At 65.6% G+C, this 18,654-nt stretch carries 20 protein-coding genes; 10 read left to right on the top strand and 10 right to left on the bottom strand.

Annotated elements, in window-relative coordinates; genetic code table 11:
- Positions 1-77 precede the first annotated feature (77 nt).
- Both IBX22_RS20115 and IBX22_RS20110 read left to right on the top strand, forming a co-directional pair.
- Positions 78-608: a hypothetical protein gene (locus tag IBX22_RS20115; protein WP_194817064.1), complete on the top strand. Its 531-nt coding sequence runs from the start codon at positions 78-80 to the stop codon at positions 606-608.
- Between the two features lie 27 nt (positions 609-635).
- Positions 636-1,046: a cupin domain-containing protein gene (locus IBX22_RS20110; RefSeq protein ID WP_194817063.1), complete on the top strand. Its 411-nt coding sequence runs from the start codon at positions 636-638 to the stop codon at positions 1,044-1,046.
- On the opposite strand, the gene IBX22_RS20105 is transcribed toward IBX22_RS20110, so the two are convergent.
- Together IBX22_RS20105 and IBX22_RS20100 are read right to left on the bottom strand one after the other, a co-directional pair.
- Entirely contained in the window at positions 1,047-1,376 is a 330-nt protein-coding gene (locus IBX22_RS20105) for a hypothetical protein (protein WP_194817062.1), read from the bottom strand.
- Positions 1,376-2,581, bottom strand: a complete 1,206-nt coding sequence (locus IBX22_RS20100) for a Rieske 2Fe-2S domain-containing protein (protein WP_194817061.1) — start codon at positions 2,579-2,581, stop codon at positions 1,376-1,378. The genes IBX22_RS20105 and IBX22_RS20100 overlap by 1 nt, the downstream gene beginning before the upstream one ends.
- Before the next feature lie 198 nt (positions 2,582-2,779).
- Here IBX22_RS20100 and hsaA point away from each other — a divergent pair, with 198 nt between their 5' ends.
- From hsaA to hsaB, 4 genes are read left to right on the top strand one after another with little or no spacing between them, the layout of a single operon-like run.
- On the top strand, positions 2,780-3,949 hold the full coding sequence (gene hsaA / locus IBX22_RS20095) for a 3-hydroxy-9,10-secoandrosta-1,3,5(10)-triene-9,17-dione monooxygenase oxygenase subunit (protein WP_194817060.1): 1,170 nt from the start codon (positions 2,780-2,782) through the stop codon (positions 3,947-3,949).
- A gap of 11 nt (positions 3,950-3,960) precedes the next feature.
- Positions 3,961-4,842 (top strand): 4,5:9,10-diseco-3-hydroxy-5,9,17-trioxoandrosta-1(10),2-diene-4-oate hydrolase, encoded by an 882-nt coding sequence (gene hsaD / locus IBX22_RS20090; RefSeq protein WP_194817059.1) that lies wholly within the window; start codon positions 3,961-3,963, stop codon positions 4,840-4,842.
- A gap of 2 nt (positions 4,843-4,844) precedes the next feature.
- Positions 4,845-5,753: an iron-dependent extradiol dioxygenase HsaC gene (hsaC, locus tag IBX22_RS20085; RefSeq protein ID WP_194817058.1), complete on the top strand. Its 909-nt coding sequence runs from the start codon at positions 4,845-4,847 to the stop codon at positions 5,751-5,753.
- Entirely contained in the window at positions 5,750-6,334 is a 585-nt protein-coding gene (hsaB, locus tag IBX22_RS20080; protein ID WP_194817057.1) for a 3-hydroxy-9,10-secoandrosta-1,3,5(10)-triene-9,17-dione monooxygenase reductase subunit, read from the top strand. Before hsaC ends, hsaB begins: the two co-directional genes overlap by 4 nt.
- Positions 6,335-6,388: 54 nt before the next feature.
- Here the strand turns inward: hsaB and IBX22_RS20075 are convergent, their stop codons facing one another.
- Positions 6,389-6,622, bottom strand: a complete 234-nt coding sequence (locus tag IBX22_RS20075) for an acyl carrier protein (RefSeq protein ID WP_228538888.1) — start codon at positions 6,620-6,622, stop codon at positions 6,389-6,391.
- 77 nt (positions 6,623-6,699) lie between these two features.
- Here IBX22_RS20075 and IBX22_RS20070 point away from each other — a divergent pair, with 77 nt between their 5' ends.
- The gene (locus IBX22_RS20070; protein WP_194817055.1) at positions 6,700-7,101 is read left to right on the top strand and encodes a YdeI family protein; all 402 of its coding nucleotides are present in this window, start codon (positions 6,700-6,702) and stop codon (positions 7,099-7,101) included.
- On the opposite strand, the gene IBX22_RS20065 is transcribed toward IBX22_RS20070, so the two are convergent.
- The 5 genes from IBX22_RS20065 to IBX22_RS20045 form a co-directional block, all read right to left on the bottom strand.
- Positions 7,098-7,619, bottom strand: coding sequence for a hypothetical protein (locus IBX22_RS20065; RefSeq protein WP_194817054.1), 522 nt, complete (start codon positions 7,617-7,619; stop codon positions 7,098-7,100). The genes IBX22_RS20070 and IBX22_RS20065 overlap by 4 nt on opposite strands.
- A gap of 113 nt (positions 7,620-7,732) precedes the next feature.
- Positions 7,733-8,779, bottom strand: a complete 1,047-nt coding sequence (gene dmpG, locus IBX22_RS20060) for a 4-hydroxy-2-oxovalerate aldolase (RefSeq protein WP_194817053.1) — start codon at positions 8,777-8,779, stop codon at positions 7,733-7,735.
- Between the two features lie 12 nt (positions 8,780-8,791).
- A complete protein-coding gene (locus tag IBX22_RS20055) occupies positions 8,792-9,700 on the bottom strand; it encodes an acetaldehyde dehydrogenase (acetylating) (RefSeq protein ID WP_194817052.1) in 909 nt (302 codons plus the stop codon).
- A gap of 28 nt (positions 9,701-9,728) precedes the next feature.
- A complete protein-coding gene (locus IBX22_RS20050; RefSeq protein ID WP_194817051.1) occupies positions 9,729-10,514 on the bottom strand; it encodes a 2-keto-4-pentenoate hydratase in 786 nt (261 codons plus the stop codon).
- Position 10,515: 1 nt separating this feature from the next.
- Positions 10,516-12,117, bottom strand: coding sequence for an FAD-binding protein (locus IBX22_RS20045; protein ID WP_194817050.1), 1,602 nt, complete (start codon positions 12,115-12,117; stop codon positions 10,516-10,518).
- A 105-nt stretch (positions 12,118-12,222) separates the two neighbouring features.
- Here IBX22_RS20045 and kstD point away from each other — a divergent pair, with 105 nt between their 5' ends.
- Entirely contained in the window at positions 12,223-13,905 is a 1,683-nt protein-coding gene (gene kstD, locus IBX22_RS20040; RefSeq protein WP_194817049.1) for a 3-oxosteroid 1-dehydrogenase, read from the top strand.
- Positions 13,906-13,947: 42 nt separating this feature from the next.
- Positions 13,948-14,808, top strand: coding sequence for a MaoC family dehydratase (locus IBX22_RS20035; RefSeq protein ID WP_194817048.1), 861 nt, complete (start codon positions 13,948-13,950; stop codon positions 14,806-14,808).
- A 90-nt stretch (positions 14,809-14,898) separates the two neighbouring features.
- Here the strand turns inward: IBX22_RS20035 and IBX22_RS20030 are convergent, their stop codons facing one another.
- Together IBX22_RS20030 and IBX22_RS20025 are read right to left on the bottom strand one after the other, a co-directional pair.
- Positions 14,899-15,687, bottom strand: a complete 789-nt coding sequence (locus tag IBX22_RS20030; protein ID WP_194817047.1) for a hypothetical protein — start codon at positions 15,685-15,687, stop codon at positions 14,899-14,901.
- Positions 15,688-15,763: 76 nt separating this feature from the next.
- Positions 15,764-17,830, bottom strand: a complete 2,067-nt coding sequence (locus IBX22_RS20025; RefSeq protein ID WP_194817046.1) for a CocE/NonD family hydrolase — start codon at positions 17,828-17,830, stop codon at positions 15,764-15,766.
- A 143-nt stretch (positions 17,831-17,973) separates the two neighbouring features.
- Here IBX22_RS20025 and IBX22_RS20020 point away from each other — a divergent pair, with 143 nt between their 5' ends.
- Positions 17,974-18,633, top strand: coding sequence for a TetR/AcrR family transcriptional regulator (locus tag IBX22_RS20020; RefSeq protein ID WP_194817045.1), 660 nt, complete (start codon positions 17,974-17,976; stop codon positions 18,631-18,633).
- The last annotated feature ends 21 nt before the right edge of the window (positions 18,634-18,654 follow it).

The raw sequence follows: 18,654 nt of genomic DNA, 5'->3' as shown, positions 1-18,654 counted from the left end.
GGCCGGTTTCACCGATAGGACAGCGGCCGCTCCCTGGTCCAGCCGAGTGGTCGAAGCCTCCCTCGAAGGAGGGCACCATGGCTGATCCGACGCACACCAAAGTCTGTCTGACCTGCCGCGAGTATCCGGACCCGGCGCTGGCGCTCTTCCTGGCGCCCGAACCACTGGTCCGGGGCGGCTGCATCCTGCACCTCGTGGAACAAGTCCCCGTCAGGGCCGCCGGAACAACGCGTCTGGCCTCCGAACTCACGCAGCTGATGCAATCCCAGGTCGACCCCAACAGCTCCGTCCGCGCCGAATTCCGCACCTTCACCGGCACCCTGGCCGACGCCGCCCGCACCCGCGCCGTCCTGCACGATCACCTGATCAACGACCCCGAACCGATCGGCCTCGACACCACCGACGCCGACGAAATGACCCGCCTGGCCACCCTCCCCGAACAACCCATCGGCCCCCGCCGCGTCGACGACTTCCAAGACCACGCCGTCCGCATGGCCATGCTCGCCGTCTACCGCCACTTCGACGTAGACCAGCGCATCCCCGTCCTCTACCACGGCTACGCCGACCCCACGACCGGCTGGTTCGCCCTCCGCGCCAGCTCCGCGTAATCGCCGAGCGTGCGGCATCATCGGACAATGACCGACAATAGACCGGCATTGGCCGTAGCGCTCGATCTGGAGCCGCATCCTGAGGGTGGGTGGTTTCGCGAAACCTGGCGCAGTGCCGTGGAATTCGAGCCCGACGGGTACGCGGGAAAGCGGGCTGCCGCCACGGGGATCTACTTCTTGCTGATGCCCGGCGAACGATCCGCGCCGCACACCGTGCGGTCGGATGAAGTGTGGCTGTGGCATCGAGGTGGGCCGCTGGTGCTCGACATCGGGGGCGAGGAGATCGTTCTCGGTCCCGATGTCGAGCGCGGCCAGGTGTTGCAGGCGGTGGTGCCGGGCGGAGTCAGTCAGGCCGCGCGTCCGGCTGGTGCGGAATACGTGCTCGTGAGTTGTGTTGTCGCACCCGGATTCGACTTCGCCGACTTCCGGATGGACTGATCACTCCTGGATTTCGAGCACGCCCTCGTCCAGCGCCCACTGGATGGTGCGTTCCAGGTCACCGCAGGAGTCCGGGCGGCCCGGTTGACTGCCCGCGGCACTGAGTTTCGCGAACACGGGGCAGCGGGCGGCGGGGTCGCCGGTCCACTGGACCGAGGTCTGGTGCGCGGAGTATTTGCGCACCAGAACCTCGCTCGCACAGGCCTGACACTTCAGCGGCGTCATGCCGCTTTCGAGATAGCGCTGTTTGTCGACCACGGTTTGGGCCTGCACCTCGGCCCGCCGCGCCGGCTGGTCGGCAAAGTCCGGTGCTTTAGCCCATCGGATCATCAGACACCCGCCTCCGCTTGATCGGCCTTGGCCGCTTCCTCTTCCGCCCGCCGCTTCAGATTCTCCGCGACTTCGGCTTCCCAGGCGATATTCGCCTTGGTGGTGTCGACCTCGAACTCGAAACGGTCCGTGGACTTCGGGTTGACGTCGGCGAGGTCCACGTAGAACTGGTCGTACCAGCGGCGCAGCTGATAGACCGGGCCGTCTTCCTCACAGAGCAGCGGGTTTTCGACCTTGGACTTGTGCTTCCAGATCTCCACGTCGCCGAGGAAGCCGACGTTGATGCCTTCCATCATCTTTTCCGCCAGCTTGGTGCCGCCCGCTTCGTCGAGCCCCTCGGGGCGCTCCGCGGTCAGACCCCACTGCAGCATGAAGGAATCCTGCGAGACCGGATAGTGGCAGTTGATCAGCATCGTCTTGACTTCGAACCCGCCGTAACTGTTGACCAGCGAGTTGAGCATCCAGGACGGGCCGTAGTAGGACGCCACCGATTCCAGCAGCACCTCGCCGTATTTCTGAGTTCCGTAGTCCTGCCGGTTCTTCGACTCCAGGAACTGGGTGGCGATGTGCCCCTCGAAGACGTTCTTGAAGAAGGTCGGGTAGGCGTAGTGGATGTAGAAGAAGTGCGCCATATCGACCACATTGTCGATGATCTCGCGGCAGTTGGCGCCCTCGATGAGCATCGTGTTCCACACCCACGGGGTCCAGCGTTCGCCGAGCTGCTCGCTCGGGTTGCCGTCGGCGTCGGTGTAGGCCCCGTCGATGTAGGGGATGGTGACTTCGTCCTGCGGCTTGTTGCCCTCGACGTCGTGCCAGACGAACAGCTGGCCGTTGCGCTCCAGCGTGGTCCAGGACCGGGTGCGGGCCAGCGGCGGGACGCGCTTGCCGTAGGGGATCGCCGTGCATTTGCCGTTGGCACCCCAGCGCCAGTCGTGGAACGGGCAGGCGATGTCGTCGCCCTTGATCGAGCCCATGCTCAGATCGCCACCCATGTGCCGGCAGTAGCCGTCCAGCACGTGCAGTTCGTCCTTGCTATCGGCCCAGATCACGAGCTTGGTGCCGAAGGCCTGAACCGAATGCGGCTTGCCGTCGCGGAACGATTCGGCCAAGCCCAGGCAATGCCAACCCCGCGCATAACGGGTAGGCGTGGAGCCCACATCGAGCTCTCGAACCTTGCCACCGCTCCCCTTGGGGGTAACTGCCATCGCGATTCCTCCTCCTTCTGTACTAGAACACGTTACAAAACGAGCGCCGTTCACGCCAGCGATTGAGTCCACTTGCTGGGCGAACTCGAGACACACTGGTTACGGGCACCTGTTCTCGACAGAAATAAGAACCTGTTCTAGTCTCAGAGGCAAATGACTACCGGTAACCAACCCGACCAGGCAGGAGCAGGTCCCACGATGACGCAAGAAGTGACCGACAAGGTCGAAGCACTGTTGCCCTTCCTGCGCGAGCAGGCCCAGGCGGCCGAGGACCTGCGCCGTATCCCCGACGAAACCATGAAGGCGCTGCAGGGCACCGGGTTCTTCAAGCTCGTACAGCCCACACAGTGGGGCGGCTACGCCTGTGACCCGGTGATCTTCTACGACACCGTCCGCAAGATCGCCGGCGCGTGCGGCTCCACCGGCTGGGTCGCGGGCATCCTCGGCATCCACAACTGGCACCTGGCGCTGTTCAGCCAGCAAACCCAGGAAGAGGTGTGGGGCAACGACACCGAGGTCCGCATCTCCTCCTCCTACGCGCCCATGGGTGCGGGCACCGTCGTCGAGGACGGCTCGGGGTACCGCGTAAGTGGTAGCTGGGCTTGGTCTTCCGGCTCCGACCACGCCGACTGGACCTTCGTCGGCGGACCGGTGATCAAGGACGGCCGCCCGGTCGACTTCGGCAGCTTCCTCATCCCGCGCAGCGAATATCGCATCGACGACGTGTGGAATGTGGTGGGCCTCAAGGGCACCGGTTCCAACACCCTCGTGGTCGAAGATGTCTTCGTGCCCAAGCACCGGTTCCTCAGCTACCGGACGATGAACGAACTGAAATCGCCTGGCCTGGAACAGAACACCGATCCGCTGTACAAGATGCCCTGGGGCACAATCCATCCCAGCACCATCACCACGCCGATCGTCGGTATGGCCTACGGCGCCTACGCCGCGCACGTCGAACACCAGGGCAAGCGGGTACGCGCCGCCTACGCCGGCGAGAAGGCCAAGGACGACCCGTTCGCCAAGGTGCGGATCGCGGAGGCTTCCAGCGATATCGACGCCGCCTGGCGTCAGGTGTCGGGCAATGTCGCCGACGAATACGCCTATCTGCTGCGGGGCGAGGAGATTCCGGTCGAGCTGCGGCTGGCCGCCCGGCGCGATCAGGTCCGCGCCACCGGCCGGGCGATCGCCTCGATCGACAAGCTGTTCGAGAGCTCCGGCGCCACCGCCCTGGCCAACGGCACTCCGCTGCAGCGCTTCTGGCGCGACGCGCACGCCGGACGAGTGCACGCCGCCAACGATCCCGAGCGCGCCTACACGATGTTCGGCTCCGGCGAATTCGGCGTGCCGATCACCGACACCATGTACTAGGAGGGGATTTCGTGACTTCGACGGTGGAACTAACCTACGAATCGACTTCGCGCTTCGCGCAGGTGCGGCCGGATCTGCGGCTGCACTACCACGAGGCCGGCGCCGGCAACGGGCCGACGATCGTGCTGCTGCACGGTGGCGGGCCGGGCGCGTCGTCCTGGTCGAACTTCGCGCGCAATATTCCGGTGCTGGCGCAGAACCATCACGTCATCGCCGTGGATCAGCCCGGGTTCGGTCAGTCCGACAAGCCGGTCGATCATCCGCAGTACTTCTCGCACAGCGCCTCCGCGCTGAAGGAGCTGCTGGATCACCTGCAGATCACCGATCGCGTACACCTGCTGGGCAATTCGCTCGGCGGCGGCGCGGCAGTTCGGTTCGCCCTGGATTACCCGGAACGCGCGGGCAAGCTGGTGCTGATGGGCCCGGGCGGGTTGAGCGTCAACGTGTTCGGGCCGGACCCGACCGAGGGCGTCAAGCATCTGGCGAAGTTCAACTACGAACCGACGCGGGCGAATCTGGAAGCGTTCCTGCGGATCATGGTCTTCGACCAGTCGCTGATCACCGAGGCCCTCATCGACGAGCGGTTCGCCTCGGCGAGCACCCCGGAGTCGCTGGCGGCGACCCGGGCGATGGGTAAGTCGTTCTCCGGACCGGACTTCGAGCTCGGCATGCTCTGGCGCGAGGCGTACAAGCTGCGTCAGCCGGTGCTGTTGATCTGGGGCCGGGAAGATCGGGTCAATCCGCTGGACGGCGCGATCGTGGCGACCAAGATGATCCCGCGGGTGCAGTTGCACGTGTTCGGTGGTTGCGGCCACTGGGCACAGCTGGAAAAGTTCGACGAATTCAACCGGCTCGCAACCGATTTCCTCGCCGGATCCCGCAAGGAGAAGTAATCATGAGCATTCGTGCACTCGGCTACATGCGCATCGAGGCCACCGACATGGCGGCTTGGCGCGAGTACGGCCTGAAGGTGCTCGGCATGATGGAGGCGCCGGGTCCCGACCCGAACGCCCTCTACCTGCGTATGGACGAGTTCCCCGCCCGGCTGGTGATCGTGCCGGGTGAAAAGGACCGGTTGCAGGTGTCCGGCTGGGAGGTCACCAATGCCGGTGGGCTGCAAGAGCTTCGGGAGCGGCTGTCCGAGGCCGGCGTGGCCTTCAAAGAGGCCACCAAGGAAGAGCTCACCGACCGTCGCGTCGAGGGCATGATCCGGTTCGAGGATCCATCCGGCAACGTGCTCGAGGCGTTCTACGGTGCGCAGTACGTCGCCAAGCGGTTCGTCAGCCCTTACGGCCACAGGTTCGTCACCGCCGAGCAGGGCCTCGGCCATGTCGTGCTGACCTGCACCGATGATGCCGCGGCGCAGGAGTTCTACCAGGGCGTCCTCGGTTTCCGGCTGCGGGATTCGATGCGGCTGCCACCGCAGTTCGTGGGCCGCCCGGCCGACGGGGATCCGGCCTGGCTGCGCTTCTACGGCTGCAACCCGCGGCACCACTCGCTGGCGTTCCTGCCCATGCCGAACCCGACCGGCATCGTGCACCTGATGGTCGAGGTGGAGAACTCCGACGATGTCGGCCTCTGCCTGGATCGCGCGCTGCGCAAGAAGGTGAAGATGTCGGCCACGCTCGGACGGCACATCAACGACAAGATGCTGTCGTTCTACATGAAGACGCCGGGTGGATTCGATATCGAATTCGGTACCGAAGGACTCGAAGTCGAAGACGATCTGTCCTGGATCGCCCGGGAGTCCACGGCGGTGAGCCTGTGGGGTCACGACTTCTCGATTCAGGCCCGACAGCAATGAGTGAGGCAGCACCCGAGGAGGTGCCGGCGATCGATGCCCGCGCGTTCCGAAATGTGCTGGGGCAGTTCTGCACCGGTATCACCGTCATCACCACCTTCGACGAGGAGAAGGCGCCGGTCGGCTTCGCGTGCCAATCTTTCGCCGCGCTCTCGCTGGACCCGCCGCTGATCCTGTTCTGCCCCACCAAGACTTCACGGTCCTGGGCGGCGATCGAACAGGCGGGCAAGTTCTGCGTCAACGTCCTCGCCGAGGAACAGCAGGCCGTCTGCGCCCGGTTCGGCTCGCGCGAACCCGACAAATTCGCCGGAACCTCCTGGCACACATCCGAATTGGATGTCCCGGTGCTCGCCGACTCGCTGGCCACCATCCAGTGCACGGTGGACAGTGTCGTCGACGGCGGTGATCACTACATCGTGATCGGCCGGGTGCAGGCCCTGTCGGAGTCCACCGACTCCGGCCGGCCCCTGCTCTTCTACCGGGGCCAGTACACGGCCATCGAACCGGAGAAGACCACGCCCGCCCCCTGGCGCGCGGACCTGGAGCACTTCCTCACCACGACCACGCTCGACACCTGGCTCTGAGCCGGTAACCAGAACGGCCGGGAGCAGCGCTCCCGGCCGTTCTTGCCGTCCGAATCAATTCACCTTTGCTACAACGTAATTGACGATATCGCCGACAGTCCGCCAGCCGGCGGTGTCTTTTTCGGGAATCCGGACTCCACAGGCGTCCTCGACCTGCACGAAGATCTCCACGATCTGCAGCGAATCCAACCCGAGATCCGTCATCAGATCGCTGTACGGCCCGATGTCGCCCAGTGGACGCCCACTCTGCTCGGCGACAATCACTCTGATCTTCTCGACGGTATCCATACCCATATCCACCACCCGAACCTACCGCCGTCAAAAAGTGCTCAATTGTTGAGCACTTAACCCGCCATGCTGGTCTCATGGAACAGCTCAACGGCACCCCCGTCCTCACCTGCACCGACGCCACCGAATGGGAATCCTGGCTCGCCGCCCACCACGCCACCGCCCCTGACGTCTGGATCCTGATCGCCAAGAAGAACTCCCCCGAACATTCCCCCACCATCACCGAAACCCTCGACGGCGCACTGTGTTACGGCTGGATCGACAGCATCCGCCGCACCCACTCCCCCGACTACTACCTCCAGCGCTACTCCCCCCGCCGCCCCCACAGCCCCTGGTCCGCCATCAACATCGCCAAAGCCGAAACCCTCATCGCCGCAGGCCGCATGCAACCCGCCGGCTTCGCCGCCATCGAGAAAGCCAAAGCCGACGGCCGCTGGATAAGTCCCACCTCGGTCTCCGCCGCGGAGCGCACCGATTAGTTCGGAGTGGTCGGGACTACTTCCCAGAATCGCGCTTCTTCGGCGGGCGACGGGGTTCCGTTCCAGGGGTGGAGATGGAAATTGGCATCGCGAACTTCCAGGCGGCTGGACAGGTTCGGGCCTACATAGGCGATCGACAGCGCGCTGGTGCGGGAACCGAGGTCGTGTTGTTTGAGTGCGTGGGCGATCTCGGTCGCGACTGAGATCAGGCCATCCAGGCCGGGTGAGCCGGAGAGGCAGAGGTCGAGCGATAGTGCGACGTGGTGCGGGCTGTAGGTGGAAATCGTTGATCCCCCGGAGGCGATCTGCGCGTCGCTTCGCAGCCGAAAATCAGACATGAACGCATACAAGGCTGGGTCGGTAATCATCTGCGGGCCGGTCGCCATGGTGCCGTCGCAGGTCGCGACAGGCGACTCCGGAGTTATGTCGTCGGGTGTCTGACAGCTCGAGAGAACGGCCGCCGTGGCGAAGACCAGCGCTGCTCTCATCGACCGGCGTCCAGCCAGTAACGCGCCCATCAAGTCCTCCTCCAGCCCACCCCTGTTCGACAGTAGTCCGGGAACGAGCGAGCACCCCGGGTAGCGGTGTCCACTCGCTACCCGAGGTGCTCGCTCGAAAACTCGAATCAGGGTCAGGCCGATGCCTTTTCGCGCTGGAGTTCCAGGGCGATGTCGATGAGCTGGTCTTCCTGGCCGCCGACGAGTTTGCGCTGGCCGGCGCGGACGAGCATTTCGGCGGCGGACACTCCGTAGCGTTCGGCTTGGCGTTCGGCGTGGCGGAGGAATGAGGAGTAGACGCCCGCGTAGCCCATCATCAGGGCTTGGCGGTCGAGGAGGCATTCCGAGGGCATGGCGGGGCGGACGACGTCTTCGGCGGCGTCGGTGACGGCGAAGAAGTCGACGCCGGTTTTGATGCCGAGTTTGTCGCAGACACCGATGAAGGCTTCGACCGGGAGGTTGCCGGCGCCCGCGCCGAAACGGCGTGCGCTGCCGTCGATTTGGGTGGCGCCGGCGCGGACCGCGTAGACCGAGTTGGCGACGGCGAGGCCGAGGTTCTCGTGGCCGTGGAAGCCGACCTGGGCGTCATCGCCGAGTTCGGCGACGAGGGCGGCGACGCGGTCGGTGACCTGCTCGAGCACGAGCGCGCCGGCGGAGTCGACGACGTAGACGCACTGGCAGCCCGCGTCGGCCATGATGCGGGCCTGCTTGGCGAGGTTCTCGGGGGTGGTGCTGTGCGCCATCATCAGGAAGCCGACGGTTTCCAAGCCTAGTTCGCGGGCCAGGCCGAAGTGCTGGATGGAGACGTCGGCTTCGGTGCAGTGGGTGGCGATGCGGCAGATGGAGCCGCCGTTGTCCTGGGAGATCTTGATGTCTTCCTTGACGCCGACGCCGGGCAGCATGAGGAAGGCGATCTTGGCCTGCTTGGCCGACTCCGCGGCGGCCTTGATCAGTTCCTGCTCCGGGGTTTTGGAGAACCCGTAGTTGAACGAGGAACCACCGAGGCCGTCACCGTGGGTGACCTCGATGACCGGAACACCGGACGCGTCGAGGGCGGTGACGATGTCACGCACCTCCTGCACGGTGAACTGGTGGCGCTTGTGGTGAGATCCGTCCCGCAGCGAGGTGTCGGTGACGCGTACATCGAGCTCGCCCGAGTAGGGCTTCAGCACATCGGTCATTGGTGAAACTCCTTACACCCGAGCGGAAATGATTTGATTGGCGAGTACTTCGCCGACGCGGGTGGCCGCGGCGGTCATGATGTCGAGATTGCCCGCGTAGGGCGGCAGGAAATCGCCCGCGCCTTCGACCTCGACGAAGATCGAAACCTTCGCCATGCCACCGGAAACCAGCGACGGGTCGTCGAACTGCGGTTCGTTCAAGAGCCGGTAGCCGGGCACGTACTCCTGGATCGACTTCTCCATGTTGTGAATGGATTCGGTGATGGCGTCGCGGTCGGCGTCCTCGGGGATCGCGCAGAAGATGGTGTCGCGCATGATCATCGGCGGTTCGGCCGGGTTCAGGATGATGATGGCCTTGCCGCGCTTGGCGCCGCCGATGGTCTCCACCCCTTTGGAGGTGGTCTTGGTGAATTCGTCGATGTTCGCGCGGGTACCGGGCCCGGCCGACACCGAGGACACCGACGCCACGATCTCGGCGTATTCCACTGGGACAACGCGAGATACGGCCGCGACCATGGGGATCGTCGCCTGGCCACCACAGGTGATCATGTTGACGTTCGGCGCGTCGGCCAGCGATTTCAGGTTGACCGGCGGGATCACGGCCGGGCCGACCGCCGCGGGGGTCAGGTCGACGGCGCGGATACCGGCGGCTTCGTACTTCGGCGCGTACGCGCGATGCACGTAGGCGGAGGTGGCCTCGAACAGCAGGTCCGGCTTCTCCGGCAGCGCCAGCAGCCAGTCCGCCCCGTCGGCGGAGGTCTCCAGACCCAGTCCGCGAGCCCGCTTCAGCCCCTCGGAATCCGGGTCGATACCGATCATCCAGCGCGGCTCGATGTGCTCCGAACGCAGCAGCTTGTACAGCAGGTCGGTGCTGATGTTGCCGGAGCCGACGATGGCCGCGGTGACTTTGTTGGCAGTCACGACTTTCTCCTACTCGGTGTGGTCGGTGTCAGATGAAACGCAGACGGACGGAACCGAGTCCGGCGAACTCGGCATGGAAGCTGTCGCCCGGGTGGGCGTCGATGGCGCGGGTGCAGGAACCCGGCAGCACGATGTCGCCGGCCTTCAAACGAACCCCGAAGGAGGCGACCTTGCGGGCCAGCCAGGCCACCGCGATGACGGGATCGCCGAGCACCGCGTCGCTGCGGCCCTCGGCGACGACCGCGCCGTTCTTGGTGAGCACCGCGTCGATAGCCTTGATGTCGATGTCCTCGGGCGCCACCCGTTCCGGGCCGAGCACCCAACCGGCGGAGGACGCGTTGTCCGAAATCGTGTCGCAGAGACCGATTTTCCAGTCCTTGATCCGGGAGTCGATCAGCTCGATGGCGGGCGCGTAGGCGACGGTGGCGGCCAGCACGTCCGCCTCCGTGCAGTCTTCGCCGGGCAGATCCGCGCCGAGCACGAACCCGACCTCGACCTCGACCCGCGGGAACAGGTAGCTGCCAGCTTCGACCGGCTTGTCCTCGAACACCTCCATGTTGTCGAGGAGGTGACCGTAGTCGGGTTCGTCCACACCCATCATCTGCTGCATGGCCAGCGAGGACAGACCGACCTTGTGCCCGATCACCTTCGCGCCGCCCGCCAGCTTGCGCCGGATATTGATCAGCTGGATCTCGTAGGAGTCGACCACGTCGATCTCGGAGTGCCGGGACACCAGCGGATCGATGGCGACCCGATCGCGTTCGGCGACTTCGAGTTCGTCGGCCAGTTGGATTCGTACCGCATCGGACAGCACGCTAGTTTCCTTCCGCTGTGGATGAAGCGGCCGCGTGCGCGCCTGCGCGCCGGCCGGAGAAGATGCAGTCGGCCAGGGACAGGCCACTGACGTAGGAGTCCGAGCAGATGCCGACGGCGGTGCGTCCCGCCGCGTAAAGGCCCGGAATATCGTGTCCGGCTTCGGATTTCACCGCGCCGGAGTCCTCGTCGACGACGACGCCGCCGAGGGTGAGCATCGGGCACGGGTTGGTGAGGCTGGGCTTGATGCCCACATCCAACAACCAGAACGGCCCGCTACGTACGGATTTGGCGAATTCGGCCGGTTTGCCCACCGGGTCCGGGCGACCCTCGGCGATCGCGGCGTTGTGCTCGTTCACCGTCGCCCGCAGCCCGGCCGGATCGATACCGGCTTTGAGTGCGGCCGCCTCGATGCTGTTCTCCCGCACCGCGCCCCGCCGCATCATTTCGAACTGGGCGCGCTGGAACCAGGTGCCCTGGCTGCCGATCTGCGCGATGGCGGTGCGCATGAGGATGTCGTCGACGAGCAGCCAGCCCTTGCCGTCATGGTCGGCGATCAGCTTGTGCCCGACCGCCGCACCGTAGCGGGTTTCGTCGATGACGCGGCGCCCCTTGGTATCGACGAGCACCGAACCGGTGAAAGCGCTGGGCGGCAGGATGAATCGCCACGCCGAGATATTGCCCATCCGGTCGGTGGCGGCGCCGGCCTGGCGCGCCATCTGGATACCGCTGCCGTCGTCACCGGTGGTACCCAGGCACAGGCCGTTGCGGAACTGTGGTCCGTGCTCGGCCACCATCGCGCGGTTGGCGATGAATCCTCCGGCGCTCACCACGACACCGCGGCGCGCCTGCACCCGGATGGTCGTGCTGTACCGAGCGGCCAGCCGGGCCATCCGCCGCTCCAGCATCTTGCGCAGCGGCGGGTAGTAGATACCGGGGTTGGCCGCCATCTTCGCCAGCCTGGTGTACCGCTCGCGGATCGAGCCGGGTGCGTCGCGCAGCGTCCGGCATTCGGCGCCGATCACGGCCCCGTTGTCGTCGGTGATCAATGAGGTGACCTGCGTGAGGGTTTCCACTCGCACCCCGCGCCGGGAGGCCGACGCCGCGAGCGGTCCGGTGAGCATGCGGCCCGAAATGCCCTTACCCTTGACCCGATGCCCACGCTGTGCGGGTTCGGCGACCTCGCGCCCGAAACCCGACACCTCGCTGCCCGAGTAGTAGAGGTAGTAGCTGTCGTTCGGATACGAGGTCTTGTACGGGCACAGCGATGCCTCGAACGGCACCCCGTGACCCTTCAGCCATTCGATCATCGCCGGGCTCTCGTCCACGAAGCGCCGCAGCGTGTCCGGCTTCACGGCGTCGCCGACCTCGCGCTCCAGGTACGCGAGCATCTGTTCGGGGGTGTCGCTGACATTGCCCGCCTGCTGCACCGAGGTGCCGCCACCGGCGTAGATGATGCCGCCGGAGATGGAGGAGGCCCCGCCACCGGCGAAGCGCTCCAGCACGAGCACCTGCGCGCCCGCGGCCGTGGCTTCCAGCGCGGCAGCCGCACCCGCGGCTCCGTATCCGACGACAACGACGTCGGCGGTTAGGTCCCATTCCATGTACTGAGCTCCGGATCTGAAACTGAAACGAGTTTCTCGGCAAGTGGTACGCCAAGTAGGTCTTCTGCCACTCAACATAGACCAAAGGCGCGTTCATTCTATAACGTGTTCTACATGACTGATCGGGAATACGACGTCGTGGTGGTCGGCAGCGGGGCTGCCGGCATGACCGCCGCGCTCACCGCCGCGCACCACGGGCTCAAAGTGGTGATCATCGAGAAGGCCGCGCACTACGGCGGGTCCACTGCCCGCTCCGGCGGCGGCGTGTGGATTCCCGGCAACAAGGCGCTCAAGGCCTCGGGCCGTCCCGACGATCGCGAAGCGGCACGCACCTACCTGCACAGCATCATCGGCGATGTGGTGCCCAAGGAGCGCATCGATACCTATATCGACCGTGGCGCAGAGGCTTTCGACTTCGTCCTGGACCACTCGCCGCTGAAGATGAAGTGGGTTCCGGGCTACTCCGACTACTACCCGGAGGCCCCGGGCGGTCTGGCCGAAGGACGTTCCTCCGAGCCGAAGCCGTTCAACGCCAAGGTCCTTGGAAAAGAACTCGCGAACCTGGAACCGCCGTACGCCAAGGCGCCGCTGAATGTTGTTGTGATGCAGGCCGATTTCGTTCGCCTGAATCTGATCAAGCGGCACCCCAAGGGCATTGCCCGCGCCCTGCGGGTCGGCGCGCGCACCTACCTGGCCAAGTGGACCGGCAAGCACATCCTCGGCATGGGCCAGGCCATCATCGCCGCCATGCGCAAGGGGCTCCTGGACGCGAATGTTCCGGTGCTGCTGAACACTCCGATGACCAAGCTGATCATGGAGAACGGCGCCGTCACCGGCGTCGAGGCCACCCAGGACGGCGAGACCGTCACCTTCACCGCGCGCTACGGCGTCGTCCTCGGCAGTGGCGGTTTCGAGCACAACGCCGAAATGCGCACCAAGTACCAGCGTCAGCCGATCACCACCGAGTGGACCACGGGCGCGACCGCGAACACCGGCGACGGGATCGTCGCGGGCATGGAAGCCGGCGGTTCGGTCGACTTCATGGAGGACGCGTGGTGGGGGCCGACCATCTTCAAGGGCGGCAAGCCGTGGTTCGCCCTGGCCGAGCGCAACCTGCCCGGCACCATCATGGTCAACGCCGACGGCAAGCGATTCGGTAATGAGTCCGCTCCTTACGTCGAGGCTGTACACACCATGTACGGCGGCGAATACGGGCAGGGTGCGGGGCCGGGCGAGAACATTCCCGCCTGGCTGGTGTTCGACCAGCGCTACCGCAACCGGTACATATTCGCCGGGCTACAGCCGGGCCAGCGGATTCCGTCCCGGTGGATGGAAAACGACTACATCGTCAAGGCGGACACGCTCGAGGAACTGGCCGCCAAGATCGGCGTACCGGCGGAAAACCTCGACTCGACCGTCGAGCGGTTCAACGGTTTCGCCGCGACCGGCAAGGACGAGGACTTCGGTCGCGGCAACAGCCACTACGACCGGTACTACGGCGACCCGACCGTGAAGCCGAACCCGTGCCTGGCGGCGCTGGTGCAGGGGCCGTTCTACGCGGCCAAGATCGTGCCGGGTGACCTGGGCACCAAGGGTGGTCTGATCACCGATACCGCCGGGCGCGTGCTGCGCGAGGACAAGACGGTCATCGAAGGCCTGTACGCCTCCGGTAACTGCTCCTCGCCGGTGATGGGTCACACCTACGCCGGTCCCGGCGCGACCATCGGCCCCGCGATCACCTTCGGTTACCTTGCCGTCAAGGACATCGTCGAGCGCAAGCAGGCCTGATCCCGCGCAGGATTATCCCCAAGCATCCCCAAGGAGTACCTGATGCCTATTGATCTGAACGCCGCGCTCGGCGCGGAGATCCCCGGCCGCGAATTCGCCTGGTCAGCCACCGATGTCCAGCACTACAACCTGGCTCTCGGCGCGGGCAACCGCTGGACCGAGCCCGCCGAACTGCGGTACCTGCACGACCAGAACCCACAGGTGCTGCCCTCGTTCGCGACGGTCGCGCCCAGCTTCCACGAGACCGATCCGCCGAAGGTGCAGTTCACCGGCGTCGACATCGATCTGGCGAAGGTGGTGCACGGTTCGCAGGAAATCACCGTGCACCGCCCGATCCCGGCCGCGGGCAAGGCGACCACGGCCGGCCGCGTCACCGACATCTGGGACAAGGGTTCGAACGCGGTGGTCTGGCGCGAGGATGTCGTCACCGGCTCGGACGGCGAACCCCTGTGGACCGCACGCTCGTCCATCTTCGCCAAGGGCGAAGGCGGCTTCGGCGGCGACCGCGGACCCAGCGTCAAAGCCGAACTCCCGGACCGGGCACCGGATTTCGATGTACTGACCCCCACCCTGCCGCAACAGGCGCTGCTTTACCGCATGTGCGGCGACCGCAACCCGCTGCACTCCGATCCCGAATTCGCCCGTGCCGCAGGTTTTCCCAACCCGATCCTGCATGGCCTGTGCACCTACGGCCTGGTGCTGAAGACCGCCACCGACACGGTGCTGGATTCGGATGCCGCTCGGGTACAGAGCTTCCGGGCCCGGTTCGCCGGTGTGCTGTACCCGGGTGAGACCATCCGCACCCGAATCTGGCGTGGCGAAGGCGAATTGGTCATGGCGGCGTCGGTCGTCGAACGTGACGACGCCCCGGTTCTCGGAGATGTCGTACTTCGGTTCCAGTAAGAACTGCTGCTCCGATAAGAGCGCTCAGGCCGCGACCGGTGCTGTACCCGCCGGTCGCGGCCCGGCTTGCTTGCTGCCCGCCCCGCGCTCTCAATCCGCCCCGGGCAGTCGCAACGGGACCCGGAAGCTCTCGCCGAAGATGTGCAGCCACAGGCGTTCACAGAAGTAGCCGTGCACGGAGGCGCCGAATGCCGCCTGTCGCAGGCGTTCGAGTGCGCGGCTGGGCACCTTTTCGATCAGGTGGCTGCGGGCGGCGAAAATGGCTCCGTAACTGTGTGTTCCAGTCATGTGCTGCTCGGCGAGTTCGGCGATATCCGGTAACTCGCACATGTCGAGAAAATGCGCGCACATGTTGACGCCTTCGGGTAACCGGTGCAGCTCCCGGTACCCCCGGCCGATCCCCTCGGCCCCGCTGTCGACCCACTCCAACGGTTGAAAGGTATTGAGCGAGAACAGCTCCGGGCGCACACGCAGACCCGGCAGGATGGACCGTTCGGGGGTGAGCAGGGTCGCCGGCGGATACCCGATTTGCTCCTTCCAGCACCACGCCAGCGCTTGCACATCGGACCAGTCCGCGTGCCGGGCCAGCAGCTGCAGGAAGTCCGGGCTGTGCTCGAACGGATCGCCCTGCGTGAACACAGTGAACTCCCCTGCACCCGGCCCGTATTCGAGCATGTGAGTCAGATAGGTATCCGACTCACGCCCGGCATTGCGCAGCAACACAAAGGTTTCCGCCCGCTCGCGTACCGCCTTGGAGACCGGTCCCGCGCCCTTGTCATAGATGTGCACCCGAAAGGCATCGGGCACATCCAGCACCCAGTCGAGCGATTCGTGATAGCGCGCGACCACCAGATCGTGCGCACCGCTAATGGATTCCATTCGATTTTCCCCTCCTGCGAACAGCAGGTCCGAGGCTACTGGGGCGAGCGGTTCCAGCTCCAGCGGGAGCGTTCGGTCAGGACAGTGGGCGGCTCAGTGGCAGGTTGACGAAGCTCGGCTCAGCGGGGTCGAGGAGTACATGCTGGTTGGACAGGCTGTTTTCCAGCCACAGTGGGGGCAGCAGCACACCGCGGGGGAAGTTGCTGGCGTAGACGTCGATGCGCAGGCGGTGGCCCGGTTGCAGAACGGCTTCGATCGGGTTGACGCCGATGTCGATGACGGTCGGCGCGCCGGGGACCAGGGGTTGCCTGGTGTCCAGGGTCAGCAGGTAGCTGGTTTCGGTGTAGTCACCGTCGGCGTCGCGCTTGCTTTTGGCCTCGTCGACCGCGCGCAGGGACGCGGTGAGCTGTCCGCTGGACAGGACCGTCGAAACCCCGTTCGGTGCAACGTCGTTCACGGTGACCGCCCAATAGCCTTCGCTGGTGTCGTAGGCGGTGTTCAAGTGGACGTTGATCGGGCCGGAGAGGGTGGTCGGCTCCGAGACCGGCGCGCTGGTGAAGGTGAGGCCGCCGAGTTCGTGGATGCGATCGTCCTTGGCGCAGAACGGCAGCACCGAGAGGGCTCCGGCGGATTCGACGGCCGCGTCGCGCGAGCACAGTGACGTGATGCCGGTCAGGGGTGAAACAGTCAGCCGGGCATGGGCATCCGAGGGGTCGGCCGCCAAGGATCCGTCGTACACGCTGTTCGCGGTGCCGCTGCGTTCCGGTGTCAGATACATGCGCTGGTAGTCGATGGTGTTGCTGCTGTGCGGGTATCGGTCGGTGGTGATCCAGCCGCCGCCCTGCTGCCACAGCACCACCGGACCGTACTGCTCGATGCCGTTGTCGATGCCTTTGAGCCACTTGTCGAACCAGGCCATCTGCAGGACATCCAGCCGCGGTGGCGCGGACGGCCGGCCCATTCCCGAGGACGGATTCATGTGGTACGTGTTGCCCATGATCAGTTTCTTCTGCTCGGCGGGCAGCGGAATCCGGTCGAAAGTCATTGCGCTGGACGAGGAGAAGATGTCCTGCCAGCCGCCGTAGGCGAAGGTCGGGACCTGGATGTTCTCCGGATGACTGTCACCGAACGCGTCCCGCAGCTCGCTGCCCGGTTCGAGGGCCTTGCGCAGCGGTTCCGGGAGCGCGTCCACCGACGGCGAGAAAGCCATCAGGATGTAGTCGAAAAACTCGAAAGGTGTTGCGACACGGTCGAGTAGCCACTTCAGGTCGTGGTGACCGAGCAGCACGCCGACCGGGTCCGGGATGTTCTGAATGATGTCGACCAGGGCGATGTACACCGGCGCGAAGAGCCCGAGCCCGCCGCCGGGCGCGGCCACATCGTCGATCTTGTCGGTGCTGCCCTCGACCGGGAAGATCGCCTTCAGCGCTGGCGGGTTCTGCGCGGCCACCATGTACTGGTTGATGCCGGAGTAGGAGATACCGGTCATCCCGACATTGCCGTCCGACCAAGCCTGCTTGGACGCCCAGTCGATCATCTCTACGGTGTCCTGGGTTTCGCGGGACTGGAAGAACTGCCACGCCCCCTGCGAATATCCGGTACCGCGGACGTCGACCACGATCTGGGTGTAGCCCTGCTGGATCAGCTTGCGGTCCACGCCGAAGCTCCGGGCCGCGCCGCCGCCGAGCGCCTTGGTGATGTCGGTGATCGATTCGAGCGGGGTGCCGGTGAGGTCGGCATCGCCGATCAGCTGGACCAGCGCGTCGGACAGCCACGGCACCGAGAGCGCCACATCCGCCAGCCAGGACGCGAATTTCGTATACGGCGTCATGTTCAGGACGGTCGGCAGCGGCGTGTTCACCGGCTGGCCGGTGGCGTCGACGGGCCGATAGATGTTGGCCTTCAAGACGGTTCCGTCGCTCATGGTGATCGGCACATCGAAGTCGATGAACACCTCACCCGGGTAGCGGCCCGGATATTTGGCCGGGCCATCGTGCGCGGCGAGCCATGTCTGGGCCAGTGCGCCGCCGTCGGGTGCAGTCTCGGCCGATACCTGAGCCGGGGTCACCCACAGCGTCGTCAGCGCCACTGCCATGGTGGCAATGCCGGCGCGGGCCAGGCCGCGGCGAACTCTCCCGATCATGCAACACCCCTTCTTCCCCGGACAGGCACCGTCCGAGTTATAAACATTGGCGTACCCATGATCTATCTGAGACAGCCGCCGGTCACGGCATTTCCGGATTCTGTGGTTCAGCTCACAACTGGTACGGGATCTATGCTCGCGCTATGGGATTGGAATCAGGCTTCGACCGGGCCCGCCTGCCGCGCGGCACGCACGGCCTCGCGCCCGGCGACGTCATCCACTCCCAGCGGATGCGGATGTACATCGGCGTCCTCGAAGTCGTCGCCGAACGCGGCTACAACGCCACCACCGTCGCCACTATCGTCGCCCGCGCCAACGTCTCCCGCCGCACCTTCTACCAGCAGTTCCGCGACCGCGACGACTGCTTCCTCGCCGCTTTCGGCCAAGCCGTCGACCTGGTGATCGAGGTGCTCGACGCCAGCATCGCCACCACCCCGCCCGCGGACTGGCGCGCCCTGATCCGCACCACCCTCGCCGAATACCTGAAGGCCCTGGCCGACAACGTCTTCTGCGCCCACGCCCTGCACATCGAAGCCCTCGCCGCCGGCCCCGCCGTCGCCGAAAAGCGCCGCCAGATGAAAGCCCGGCTGGCCCAGCGCATGCAGGCCGCCTTCCGCATCGGCCGCGACACCGGCGACATCCCCGCCGAAATCCCCCCCGAAATCTTCGACGCTCTCATCGGCGCCATCGACGACCGCATCCGCGACTGCCTCCAAGGCCCCGGCGCCCCCGCCCTCCCCACGCTCACCCCCCACCTCGTCCAAATCACCCTGGCACTCTTCGGAGTTCCGGACTGGGACTAGCCGCTCACCCGCACCGGACAA

It is taken from the genome of Nocardia sp. XZ_19_385, assembly GCF_015355755.1.
In the GTDB taxonomy this organism is placed as follows: domain Bacteria; phylum Actinomycetota; class Actinomycetes; order Mycobacteriales; family Mycobacteriaceae; genus Nocardia.
Note: the sequence above shows the minus strand (reverse complement) of the source record. Positions and strands in the feature narration are given on the sequence as shown.